Source organism: Streptomyces luteolus, assembly GCF_029968015.1.
In the GTDB taxonomy this organism is placed as follows: Bacteria; Actinomycetota; Actinomycetes; order Streptomycetales; family Streptomycetaceae; genus Streptomyces; species Streptomyces luteolus.
This window is the reverse complement of sequence record NZ_JASCIS010000008.1, coordinates 187,150-199,125: the sequence shown is the minus strand read 5'-3', so window position 1 is coordinate 199,125 and position 11,976 is coordinate 187,150. Positions and strand designations below refer to the sequence as shown.

General features: G+C 73.9%; 12 protein-coding genes. 7 read left to right on the top strand and 5 right to left on the bottom strand.

The features are described 5' to 3' along the window. Positions 1-53 precede the first annotated feature (53 nt). Complete coding sequence (locus QIT00_RS10555; protein WP_282534903.1) at positions 54-746, bottom strand: nucleotidyltransferase domain-containing protein; 693 nt, start codon at positions 744-746, stop codon at positions 54-56. 174 nt (positions 747-920) lie between these two features. On the opposite strand from QIT00_RS10555, the gene QIT00_RS10550 reads away from it, so the two are divergent. From QIT00_RS10550 to der, 6 genes are all read left to right on the top strand, one after another. Continuing rightward, a complete protein-coding gene (locus QIT00_RS10550; protein ID WP_282534902.1) occupies positions 921-1,391 on the top strand; it encodes a YidB family protein in 471 nt (156 codons plus the stop codon). Positions 1,392-1,560: 169 nt separating this feature from the next. Beyond that, positions 1,561-1,923, top strand: coding sequence for a chorismate mutase (gene aroH, locus QIT00_RS10545; RefSeq protein WP_282534901.1), 363 nt, complete (start codon positions 1,561-1,563; stop codon positions 1,921-1,923). Further along, positions 1,920-3,005: a prephenate dehydrogenase gene (locus tag QIT00_RS10540; RefSeq protein WP_282534900.1), complete on the top strand. Its 1,086-nt coding sequence runs from the start codon at positions 1,920-1,922 to the stop codon at positions 3,003-3,005. Before aroH ends, QIT00_RS10540 begins: the two co-directional genes overlap by 4 nt. Positions 3,006-3,175: 170 nt before the next feature. Continuing rightward, positions 3,176-3,871, top strand: coding sequence for a (d)CMP kinase (cmk, locus tag QIT00_RS10535; protein ID WP_282534899.1), 696 nt, complete (start codon positions 3,176-3,178; stop codon positions 3,869-3,871). Continuing rightward, positions 3,829-4,566 (top strand): lysophospholipid acyltransferase family protein, encoded by a 738-nt coding sequence (locus QIT00_RS10530; RefSeq protein ID WP_282534898.1) that lies wholly within the window; start codon positions 3,829-3,831, stop codon positions 4,564-4,566. The genes cmk and QIT00_RS10530 overlap by 43 nt, the downstream gene beginning before the upstream one ends. A 68-nt stretch (positions 4,567-4,634) precedes the next feature. Then, the gene (gene der, locus QIT00_RS10525; protein ID WP_282534942.1) at positions 4,635-6,110 is read left to right on the top strand and encodes a ribosome biogenesis GTPase Der; all 1,476 of its coding nucleotides are present in this window, start codon (positions 4,635-4,637) and stop codon (positions 6,108-6,110) included. Positions 6,111-6,232: 122 nt separating this feature from the next. Here der and QIT00_RS10520 read toward each other — a convergent pair whose 3' ends face one another. Beyond that, positions 6,233-6,535, bottom strand: a complete 303-nt coding sequence (locus QIT00_RS10520) for a hypothetical protein (protein WP_282534897.1) — start codon at positions 6,533-6,535, stop codon at positions 6,233-6,235. Between the two features lie 196 nt (positions 6,536-6,731). After that, entirely contained in the window at positions 6,732-7,574 is an 843-nt protein-coding gene (locus QIT00_RS10515) for a hypothetical protein (protein WP_282534896.1), read from the bottom strand. 384 nt (positions 7,575-7,958) lie between these two features. On the opposite strand from QIT00_RS10515, the gene QIT00_RS10510 reads away from it, so the two are divergent. Next, a complete protein-coding gene (locus tag QIT00_RS10510) occupies positions 7,959-8,576 on the top strand; it encodes a LysM peptidoglycan-binding domain-containing protein (protein WP_282534895.1) in 618 nt (205 codons plus the stop codon). Between the two features lie 19 nt (positions 8,577-8,595). On the opposite strand, the gene QIT00_RS10505 is transcribed toward QIT00_RS10510, so the two are convergent. Together QIT00_RS10505 and QIT00_RS10500 are read right to left on the bottom strand one after the other, a co-directional pair. Further along, entirely contained in the window at positions 8,596-9,249 is a 654-nt protein-coding gene (locus QIT00_RS10505; RefSeq protein ID WP_282534894.1) for an ABC transporter ATP-binding protein, read from the bottom strand. Continuing rightward, the gene (locus tag QIT00_RS10500; protein ID WP_282534893.1) at positions 9,246-11,951 is read right to left on the bottom strand and encodes an ABC transporter permease subunit; all 2,706 of its coding nucleotides are present in this window, start codon (positions 11,949-11,951) and stop codon (positions 9,246-9,248) included. The genes QIT00_RS10505 and QIT00_RS10500 overlap by 4 nt, the downstream gene beginning before the upstream one ends. Positions 11,952-11,976 lie beyond the last annotated feature (25 nt).

The following is an 11,976-nucleotide window of genomic DNA, read 5'->3' as shown; positions in this document are numbered from 1 at the left end:
CCCCGCTCCTCAATCGCCGGAGGGGCTGAATTTGGCCCGCCTATTTGGGGAAACTAAAGCGCCGTCAGAGCCGAGGCGCGCCTGACCCGGTACAGGAAATCCGCCACACGCGCGGTGTCCGGTTCTGCCGGGAGGGGGCTGCCGGACGCCGCTGCCTCCGCCTCCTCGGCGAGGCGCTGCATCCGGGCCTCCACCTCGTCCCACGGCACCTCGCCGCGCTTCACGGCGAGCAGCTGGTCGCGGGCGTCCCCGACGTCGACGACCAGCTCTCCCGTACGCAGCAGATCGCGGCAGGACATCAGGAGCCGCAGCAGGTGCATGGCGTGCTTCCAGCGCGGGGCGCCGTGGGCGCGTACGTCCGCGTCGAGCTTCTTGCGCTGGCCGAGCGCGTACCGGGCGAAGGTCTCGTGCGCCCTGCGGGACAGGAACGCGCCGCGCAGGGCGAAGAGTTCACGGCCGGTCGCGTCGCAGTGCTCGACGAGCGGGGAGTGCAGGCACTCCAGGATGTTCGGGTTGGCCCGCAGCGCCAGCTCGCAGAACCGCTCCAACTCCCAGGAGAACTGCTCCTCGAGCGGCCCCTCCACATGAGTCGGCGGCTTCTGGAAGTGCCAGTACGACGAGGAGGGCGCGAGGAAGACGCCACGGCGGTCCGTGTCACTGGTGTCCGTCGCGAGGCCGAAGGCCCGGGAGCCCATCACGCAGGCGTACACGGTGTGTTCACGCACCAGGTCCTCGGGGCTCAGCATGGGTGGAGCGTACGTGAGGCTCCGCGGCGGGAGCCGTGCGGGCGGTTGTCCCAGGTGGCGGGGCGGTGCGGACCGGGCGACATTGGAACCGTCCGGCCGGCCGCGGCGAACCCCGGCCCCGGCCCCGGCCCAGGCCTCGGCCCCGGACCCGGATTCCCTCTCGAAAGGCGCGACATGGCAGGCAACGATCTGGGAAGTCTTCTCGGCGGTCTCCTCGGCGGCGGACAGCAGGGCGGCGCGGGTGGCGGAGGCGGGAACATCCTCGGCTCGATCCTCGGCAGCCTCCTCGGCGGAGCCGGAACCACCCAGGCGGGCGCGACCGGCGGGGCGACCGGAGGCGCGGGCGGCGACAACCCGCTCGGCGGCCTCCTCGACATGCTCACCAGGTCCGGCCTCGGCGACCGGAGCCAGCTCGACTCCTGGGTCGGCACCGGCGAGAACCGGCCGCTCAGCCCCGAGCAAGTCAAGCAGGCGGTGCCCGACGAGACCCTGGACCGGGTCGCCACCGAGGCCGGTGTGAGCCGCGACCAGGTGGCCGACCAGGTCGCCCAGGAACTGCCGCAGGTCGTGGACAAGCTGACCCCCGAGGGCCAGGTCCCCAGCGGCTCCTCCCTCCAGGACCTCATCGAGCAGCAGCGCCTCTGACCGGACGCCGCTCCCGCACACGCGCGGTGCCCGTCTCGGCTGACGGGCGCCGCGCGTGTGTGTCCGAGCGGCTGACTACCCTTGGCCCGTACAGGTCCCGACGGTTCCGGCACGGCTCCGGAGGGTCCCGTACGGGTTCCGACGGGTACAGCAGGCAAGGAGCAGCAGCGTGGCGGTACGAGCGGTCCGGGGCGCCGTCCAACTCGAGCGGGACGACGCGCGCCACATGGACGAGCGGGTGGGCGCCCTGCTCACCGAGGTCCTCGAGCGCAACGACCTGACGCAGGACGACCTGATCAGCGTCTGGTTCACAGCTACCCCCGACCTGCACAGCGACTTCCCGGCGGCCGCCGCCCGCAAGCTCGGCATCACCGACGTACCCCTCATCTGCGCCCAGGAGCTGGACATCGAGGGCGCCATGCCCCGCGTCGTACGGCTCCTGGCGCACATCGAGTCCGACCGGCCCCGGTCCGAGGTGGCGCACGTCTACCTCGGGGCCGCGGCCGCCCTGCGCAAGGACATCGCCCAGTGAGAACCGCCGCCGTCATCGGAACCGGCCTGATCGGCACCTCCGTCGCCCTCGCCCTGGCCGGCCGCGGCGTGACCGTGCACCTCGCCGACCACGACCCCGAGCACGCCCGCACCGCCGCGGCCCTCGGAGCCGGCACCGACACCCCGCCGGAGGGCCCGGTCGACCTCGCCGTGGTCGCCGTACCGCCCGCGCACGTGGCGAGCACCCTCGCCGAGCTGATGGGCCGCGGTGCCGCGCGCGGGTACATCGACGTGGCCAGCGTCAAGGGCGGGCCGCGCCGCGAGCTGGAGGAGCTCGGCCTCGACCTGACGGCGTACATCGGCACGCACCCCATGTCCGGCCGGGAGCGCTCCGGGCCGCTCGCCGCCACCGCCGACCTCTTCGAGGGCCGGCCCTGGGTGCTGACGCCGACCAGGGCCTCCGACACCGAGGTGCTCAACCTCGCCCTCGAACTGATCTCGCTGTGCCGGGCCGTCCCGGTCGTGATGGACTCCGACGCGCACGACCGCGCCGTCGCCCTCGTCTCGCACATGCCGCACCTGGTCTCCAGCATGGTCGCGGCCCGCCTGGAGCACGCCGAGGAGACCGCGGTGCGGCTCTGCGGCCAGGGCATCCGGGACGTCACGCGGATCGCGGCGTCCGAGCCGCGCATGTGGATCGACATCCTGTCGGCCAACCCGGGCCCCGTCGCCGACCTGCTCGCCGAGGTCTCCGCCGACCTGGACGAGACGGTGCGGGCGCTGCGGGCCCTGCAGTCCGCGGACGAGGAGAAGCGGTCCGACGGCGCGCAGGGCGTCGAGCGCGTCCTGCGCCGGGGCAACGCCGGGCAGGTCCGGGTGCCCGGCAAGCACGGCTCGGCCCCGGTGTCGTACGAGATCGTCACCGTGCTCATCGACGACCAGCCGGGCCAGCTCGCGCGGATCTTCGCGGACGCGGGCGCGGTCGGGGTCAACATCGAGGACGTCCGCATCGAGCACGCCACCGGCCGCCAGGCGGGTCTGATCCAGCTGACGGTCGAGCCGAACGCGGCCCCGGTGCTCACGGCGGCGCTGCGGGAGCGGGGCTGGTCCATCCGGCAGTAGCCGCCCGGCGTGGCGGGGTGGCAGGAGCCCCCGCCACCTGCTGTATCCGGGGTTGTCCACAGCCCCGTGAAGAGTCACGCCCCGAGCCAGTAACCTTGTCCGGGGCGTTTCTCGCGCCCACCGCTTGCCCCACCCCCTGCCCCGTGCACTGAGAAAGGTGTCCGTCCCCCGTGGAAACCGCCGCAAACGCCGCCCCGGCAGCAGTGATCGTCGCCATCGACGGCCCCTCCGGCACGGGCAAGTCGAGCACCTCCAAGGCCGTCGCCGCCCAGCTCGGCCTCAACTACCTGGACACCGGCGCCCAGTACCGCGCGATCACCTGGTGGATGGTGAACAACGGCATCGACATCGCCGACGCCGCCGCCATCGCCGCCGTCGCCGAGAAGCCGGAGATCATCTCCGGCACCGACCCGTCAGGACCGACCATCACGGTCGACGGCACGGACGTCGCGGGCCCGATCCGCACCCAGGAGGTCACCTCCAAGGTCAGCGCCGTCAGCGCCGTGCCCGAGGTGCGCACCCGCATCACCGAGCTCCAGCGCTCCATCGCCCGCGGCGCCGCGGGCGGCATCGTGGTCGAGGGCCGTGACATCGGTACGACGGTGCTGCCCGACGCCGACCTGAAGATCTTTCTCACCGCCTCGCCGGAGGCCCGTGCCGCCCGCCGCAGCGGTGAGCTCAAGGGCACCGACGTCAACGCGACCAGGGAAGCCCTGATCAAGCGGGACGCCGCCGACTCCGGCCGGAAGACCTCCCCGCTCGCCAAGGCCGGGGACGCCGTCGAGGTCGACACCACCGAGCTCACCCTGCAGCAGGTCATCGAGTGCGTCGTGACCCTGGTCGAGGAGAAGCGGGCCGCCGCGTGACCGCATCCGTCCCGCCCTCGGAAAAGGGCGCGGAAGTCGGCCGGCGGATCGGCGTGGGCCTGATGTACGGGCTGTGGAAGCCGCGCGTCCTGGGCGCCTGGCGGGTGCCCGCGAGCGGCCCGGTCGTCCTGGCCGTGAACCACGCGCACAACCTCGACGGCCCGATGCTGATGGGGACGGCGCCCCGGCCGGTGCACTTCCTCATCAAGAAGGAGGCGTTCGTCGGCCCGCTCGACCCGTTCCTGCGCGGCATCGGTCAGCTGAAGGTGGACCGGTCGAGCACCGACCGCACGGCGATCACGCAGGCCCTGGACGTCCTGTCGGAGGGCGGTGTGCTCGGCATCTTCCCCGAAGGCACCCGGGGCGAGGGCGACTTCGCGTCGCTGCGCGCGGGCCTCGCCTACTTCGCGGTGCGCAGCGGGGCGCCGATCGTGCCGGTGGCGGTCCTGGGCAGCGGAGAGCGCCAGGGACGGTTGATACGGGGATTGCCCCCGTTGAAGAGCCGCGTGGACGTCGTCTTCGGCGAGGCCTTCGAGGCCCAAGAGGGGGCGCGAAGCTCGGCCAAGGGCGGCGGTGGGAGACGGGTGGGCGGCAGCGGGCGGCGTACGCGCAAGGCGCTCGACGAGGCCACCGTGCGCATCCAGGAGCGGCTGACCGGCCACCTGGAGAACGCCAGGCGCCTGACCGGGCGCTGAGCGAGACTTTGAGTAGTGGACCGCGGACTTGCGGTCCATCGATGACAGATGACAGAGGTACGGACTTCATGAACGAGCAGATCCACTCCGGCGGCTCGGACGAGCACGACCACGGAGCACTTGGCGACGCCGAGTACGCGGAGTTCATGGAGCTCGCCGCGGAAGAGGGCTTCGATCTCGAGGACGTCGAGGGCGCCATCGAGGAGGCGGGCCACGGCCCGCTGCCCGTGCTCGCCGTCGTCGGCCGCCCCAATGTCGGCAAGTCGACGCTGGTGAACCGCATCATCGGCCGCCGCGAGGCCGTCGTCGAGGACAAGCCGGGCGTCACCCGCGACCGCGTGACCTACGAGGCCGAGTGGGCAGGCCGCCGCTTCAAGATCGTCGACACCGGCGGCTGGGAGCAGGACGTCCTCGGCATCGACGCCTCCGTCGCCGCCCAGGCCGAGTACGCCATCGAGACCGCCGACGCCGTGGTCTTCGTCGTCGACTCCACGGTCGGCGTCACCGACACCGACGAAGCGGTCGTACGTCTGCTGCGCAAGGCCAAGAAGCCGGTGGTGCTCTGCGCCAACAAGGTCGACGGCCCGAGCGGCGAGGCCGACGCGACCGCGCTCTGGGGTCTCGGCATCGGCGAGCCGCACCCGGTCTCCTCGCTGCACGGCCGCGGCACCGGCGACATGCTGGACGCCGTCCTGGAGGCGCTGCCCGAGGCGCCGATGCAGACCTTCGGCGGAGCCGGCATCGGCGGACCGCGCCGGATCGCCCTGATCGGCCGTCCGAACGTCGGCAAGTCGTCCCTCCTGAACAAGGTCGCGAAGGAGGAGCGCGTCGTCGTCAACGAGCTGGCGGGCACCACCCGCGACCCGGTCGACGAGCTCATCGAACTCGGCGGCGTCACCTGGAAGTTCGTGGACACCGCGGGCATCCGCAAGCGCGTCCACCTGCAGCAGGGCGCCGACTACTACGCCTCGCTCCGCACCGCCGCCGCGGTCGAGAAGGCCGAGGTCGCGGTCATCCTGATCGACGCCAGCGAGTCCATCTCCATCCAGGACCAGCGCATCGTCACGATGGCCGTCGAGGCGGGCCGCGCGATCGTCGTCGCGTACAACAAGTGGGACACCCTCGACGAGGAGCGCCGCTACTACCTGGAGCGGGAGATCGAGACCGAGCTCGGCCAGGTCGCCTGGGCCCCGCGGGTCAACGTCTCGGCGCGCACCGGCCGGCACATGGAGAAGCTGGTCCCGGCGATCGAGACGGCCCTGGACGGCTGGGAGACGCGCGTGCCGACCGGCCGCCTGAACGCCTTCCTCGGCGAGCTGGTCTCCGCGCACCCGCACCCGATCCGCGGCGGCAAGCAGCCCCGCATCCTCTTCGGCACCCAGGCGGGCACCAAGCCCCCGCGCTTCGTGCTCTTCGCCTCCGGCTTCATCGAGCACGGCTACCGCAGGTACGTGGAGCGCCGCCTGCGCGAGGAGTTCAGCTTCGAGGGCACGCCGATCCATATCTCGGTCCGCGTCCGCGAGAAGCGCGGCCGCAAGAAGTAGCCCACCCCGAGAGCGGCGGACACAGCGAAACGTGCGCCGTACGGCACCGGGTCTCCGGTGGCGTACGGCGCACGCGCGTCCAAGGACGAAGGGGCGTTGAGTGGCGTTCCGGGTACGGGAGTTCAGTTCTCGGGGCGTCGGGCCGGCGGGAGGGCGGGCTGCGGGCGGTCGTGGTGGCCGGCGGGGCGCTGCGGGGTTTCGCTGAACCAGAAGCCGGGCGGGGTGTGCCCGGTGTGCGCGGAGCCGGAGTGGGTCGAGCCGGTGCCGGGATATCGGGGGCCGCTGGAGAAGCCCCGGAACCTCAGATCCTCCTCGCCGCTCCGGTCTCCCGGCAGGGCCCGGAAGAACCGGCGCCACTCCGAGTAGAGCGCGTCGTAGATCGGCGTGGCCGAGCGGTCCGCGGTGGTGTCACGGGCCGGACGCATCGGGGGAATCTGGTGGTGGGAGGGGTCGTATGGCGGCACGTATCTGCCAACGACCCGGGGGCCCGATCGGATGCGGTGCACCCCAAGGCGATCACGGAAGGTGAGCACGGAGAGCGATCGCGAGGGTGAGTGCGGAGTGAGCGCGGGAGGCGCGTCACGGACATCCGTCGGGCCCCGAGGGAACGGCGTCGGTGGATCAGGTACCCGCGAGCGGCATCGTGGCCGCCATCAACAGGCCGTTGGCCGCGGCCTTGTCGAGGGCGTCGCGCAGGAGGTCCTCACGCGGCTGGCGGCCGATCGTGCCGACCGGGGCCGCGAAGACGACGACCTTGCCGAGCTTGGACGCGGCGGTTCGCCAGCCGTCGGTGACCTGCAGCGGCTGGTGCGCCTGCCACCAGGCGACCGGCGAGCCGCCGCTGCCCGGCTGCAGCACGGCGTGCAGCTGGCCGACGGCGAGCAGCACGGACCAGCCGGGCAGCACGGCCGGGGCCTCCTGGACCTGGCCGAGGGGCTGGAAGCCCTGCTCGCTCAGGAGGGTCAGGAACTGGTCCTCGCCGCCGGTCGTGCCGGGGCGCGCGATGGGGCCGGTGGGCTCCACGACGAGGGCGGGGTACAGCTCGTCGGCGAGCAGCACGAGCCCGCTGGTGATGCCGAGGACGGCGGCCTGCGGCTGGCCCTCGGCCGCCGCGGGCGCCACGGGCGCCACGGGCGCCGCGGGGACGGTCTGTGCGGCGGTGGCCGGGAAGCCTCCGGCGGCGTCGCTCTCGCCGGTGATGGACCGCACGGCGCCCTGCAGCTGCTCCTCCGCGACCTTCACCACCTGGGAGGGCAGACAGGTGGCGTGGGCGAAGGCCAGGACCGCGGTCTCGTCCCCGATGAACAGCACGGTGCTGGTGCGTTCCTGTGCCGAGTCGCCGGGGGTGCGGCAGGAGGTGCAGTCGTAACTGCCCGGGGAGTTGTCGCCGGCGAGCAGCCGGTCGGCCTCTTCGTCGCCGATCTCGGCGCGTACGTCGTCGCTGACGTCGAGCATGCGCGGCACGGGTGCTCCTAGGAGTTCGGTACGTCGTTCGATGCGTGGACGGCCGGACGGAGCCCGGCTCATGCAGAGTTCAACGGCGTGCCTGCGGGCAAGTCACGCTGGACGGCGTACGGAATCAGGCCATCCGCAGCGGGATGCGAGGGTCCTCCCGGAATCGCCGGGCCCGGACAACCCCCGGAGCGCGCAGGGAAGTTGATCTTCCGTTTCCTGGGGCGGGGCCCGGCTCCCGCGGTCCGGACGCGCGGGCCCGCGTACGCTCGCGACCTGGCCGGACCCCGGCTCCTCCTGCCGCTGCTGCAGCCGGATGCCGCCCGACCGGGTGGGGTACGGAGCGGCGGGGCGCGGCGGACCGGCGGGTCGGGCGGCGGTTGCTTAGCTGACGCGATGTCGAACACTCGTGTCTGGTTCGTTGCCCTCGCCGCAGCTCTCCTCTCGTGTGCGCCCCTGACCGCCTCCGCCGCCGAGCCCACGCCCCCGGTGGGCGACCCCGTACGGGACGGTGCGGCCGGAGCACCCGGCCCGGGCTCCGCCACCGCGCCGGCCGTGAAGAAGCCGCGCAAGTGCGGGCCCGGGAAGTCGCCTTGGACCTGTCTGGCCGAGTGCGAGAGCAGCGGCCGCTGGGACGCCAACACCGGCAACGGCTTCTACGGCGGCCTGCAGTTCTTCCAGCCGACGTGGAAGGAGCACGGTGGCCTGAAGTACGCCCCGCGCGCGGACCTCGCCACGCCCGAGGAGCAGGTCAGGGTCGCCGAGAAGGTGCTCGTCAGCCAGGGGCCCGAGGCGTGGCCGGTGTGCTCGAAGGGCATCCGCTTCGACCGCCGCATCCACAGGGTCGTGTCCGGCGACACCCTCAGCGGGATCGCCCGCCGCTACCACGTCAAGGGCGGCTGGCAGGCGCTCTACGAGGCCAACCGCAAGGTGGTCGGCCCGTCCCCGCACCGGATCTCGGTCGGCATGCTGATCGTCGTTCCGAACCTGGACGCGAAGGGCCGGATGATCTGAGGCGCCGCACGGCCGGGGGCTACCTCACCTCGGCGACTTCCCCGCTGAACACCAGGGCCCCGCGCCGCAGTTCGTGTACGAGAACCGGGCGCGGGGCGGCGTCCAAGGCGGGGGGCAGCTGCTGTTCGGCCAGGACGAGGGTGTTCGGCAAAGCGGCCAGGAGGGCGTACGTACGGGCCGCGACGGAGGGGGACATGCCCTGGGTCGGCTCGTCGAGGAGCAGGACGCGGGCGGGGGAGAGCAGGGCGCGGGAGAGGGCCAGCATGCGTTGCTCACCGCCGGAGAGGGTGCCCGCGGTGCGGGGGAGGAGGGGGCGGAGTTCCGGGTACGTGTCGAGGGCAGGGGTGAAGTCGGCCTGGTGCGCGGCGAGTCGGAGGTTCTCGTCGACCGTCATCGAGCCGAACACCGCCTCGCGGTCGGGTACGAGGGCGAGGCCGCGGGCCGCACGCGCGTGCGCCGTGAGCCGGGTGACGTCCCTGCCCCGCCACAGGACCGCGCCCTCGGACAGCGGGACCGTACCCGCCAGCGCGCGCAGGGTCGTCGTACGGCCCGCGCCGTTGCGGCCGAGGAGGACCGTGACGGCGCCTGCGGCCACGGTGAGGCTGACGCCGTGCAGCGCCTCCAGCGGGCCGTACCGCACGCGCGCGTGGCGCAGTTCGAGCTCCGCGCTCATGGCTCGGCCGGACCTCCTCGGGTGGGGTCCGCCCGGGCGGGGGTGAGCGCGTCCAGGATCTGGTCCGGTGGGCCGGAGGCGACGATGCGGCCGGCGGTCATGACGTGCACGGTGTCGGCGAGGTGGGCCACCAGGTCGAGGTCGTGCTCGACGATGAGCAGGCCCGTGCCCTCCGCCGCCAGAGCCCGCAACACCTTGGCGAGGGCGGTGACTTCGGCCGTGTCGAGGCCCGCGGCGGGCTCGTCGAGGAGCAGGACGTGCGGGGCGCCCGCCAGCGCACGGCCGAGCTCGACGCGGCGCAGCGTCCCGGTCGGAAGGCGCGCCGCAGGCCGGTCGCGTACGGGCCCGTCCAGGCCGAGCAGGGCCAGGACGCGGCCGACCGTCCGGGCGTCGCGCACCCGCCCCTGCTCCGCGCCGACCGCGACGTTCTCGGCGACCGTCAGGGACGGGAAGACGGCGAGCTGCTGGAACGTACGGGCCACGCCGAGCCGGGCGCGGGCGTGCGCGGGCCGGTCCGTGAGGTCGAGGCCGGCGAAGCGCACCCGGCCCGTCATGTCGGAGTGCCGGCGGACCGTACCGGCCAGACAGTGGAACAGCGTGCTCTTGCCCGCCCCGTTCGGCCCGACCACGGCGGTGATACGCCCTGGCGGGACCTCGACGTCGGCCCCGTCGAGCGCGGTGAACTCGCCGTATCTGACGGTCAGTCGGCGGCCGGAGAGGGGTTCGTCGGGGGTGGGGGTGCGGGGCGGTACGGGGGTGGGGGGTGCGGGGGCGCGTGCGGGTTCGACCGGTGGGGGCGGGGCGACTCTCCGCGGGCGCAGGCGGGATGCCACCCGCTCGCCCAGCGGGGTGAGGGCGACCTGCCTCCGCCGCGGGCGCAGCCGCGTCGACGCCGCGCGGAGCGCCTCGTACGGGCCGCCGGGGAAGCGGCCGATGAGGACCGCGAGGAGGCCGATCACCGCTGCCGCGACGCCGCCGCGCGTGCCCTCGTCGAGGCCCACCAGGAGCGCGGCCGCGAGGAGCGCGCCGAGCAGGGAGTCCGCGCCGAGCACAAGGACGGCCGCGAACCAGAGCAGCCCGCGCACCGGGTCGAACGCCGCCGGGTCGAAGGCGCGCACGCCCAGGCCGAGCATGCCGCCGCCGAGCGCGGCCAGGGCGGCGCCCACGGCGAACGCGCCGACCTTCAGGCGAGGCACCGGAACCCCGGCGGCCGCCGCCCCCGCCTCGTGGTCCCGCATCGCGGCGAGCGCCCGTCCGGTACGGCCCCGGCGGAGTGCGGCGACGGTGAGCAACGCGGCCCCGAGCAGGGCGAGTTCGAGGAGGTAGTAGGCCCGGTCACCGCCGAGTCCGGCCGGGCGGTCGAGGCCGAGCCCCGAGGTCGCGTACGGCTGGTCGAAGACGAAGCGGCTGACACCCACGCCGACCGCGAACGTGGCGAGCGCGAGCGCAAGCCCGTGCCGCCGGATCGCGGGCCACCCGGTGAGCAGGCCGAGCGGTGCGACCAGGAGCACCGCGAGACCGAGCGCCGCGAGCGTCGGCAGGGCGGGGAGCCCGGGGAAGCGCCCGGCCGCGAGCAGGGCCGTGAACAGGGCGCCGAGCCCCGCGTACGCCGACTGCCCGAGGGAGATCTGGCCGCCCCTGCCGGTGACCACGACCAGCGAGAGCAGGACGACGGCGAGGGCCGGGACCTGGACGGCCGTGTGCAGGTCGGAGCCCGCGAAGCCGAGGGGCAGCAGGAACAGCACGCCCGCCACGAGCCACGCCCCGGGCGGGGTGCGCACCCGCGCGGTGGCCGTGCGCGCCGGTGCCGCGCGCCCCTGCCCGGCTCCGTCCCCGTGCCCGCGTACCCGCCCCGGCGCGGGCAGTACGAGCGCGGCGACGAGCAGCGCCACCACGAACAGGTTCGCCCCCAACGCCCGCAGCAGCGGCTCGCCCAGGCCCGCGGGGTGCAGCCGGGTCAGCTGGGCCTGCGCGACACCGATGCCGAGCGCGACGAGCACCGCGAGCGGCAGGCTGCGCATCCCCGCCGCCACGGCGACGGCCACGACCTCCATGACGAGCAGTGGCAGTCCGTACGGGTCGAGGCGTACGAGCGGGGCGAGCAGGACCCCCGTCAGGCCGGCGGTGAACGAGCCGAAGGCCCAGCCGGCGGCGGCGACCCGGTCCGCGTCGATGCCGCCGAGCACGGCCAGGGAGCGGTTGTCGACGACGGCCCGCAGCTCGCTGCCGAAGCGGGTCCAGCGGCTCACCGCGCCCACGGCGGCGGCGAGCAGGAGCACGACGGCCAGCTGTCCCCAGGGCGCGCTGTCGTCGAGCAGCTCGGGCGCGTCCGCGCGCGCCCCCGGCCCCCACACGAGCGCCGCCCCGCCGACGAGCAGCACGAACACCCCGATGGACGCCACCAGGGTCTGCGCGGGATCGGCGCTGATAACCGCGAGCGGCCGGAACACGGCCCGTTCCAGGACGAGCCCGATGCCGGGCGCCGCCACGCACAGCGTGACCAGGGCGGCGAGCCAGAGCGGCCAGCCCCAGTCGACGGTGAGCTGGCGCAGCAGATACGCGCAGACCATGGCGACGGCGCCGTGCGCGAAGTTGAGGACCCCGGTGGCCCGGTACGTCACGATCAGGCCGATCCCGGTGAGCGCGGCCGCGCTGCCGACGGCGAGTCCGGCGAGCGTGAGGTCGTACGTGAGGGAGTCCATGTCAGGGCTCCGGGTCCGCCTTGTC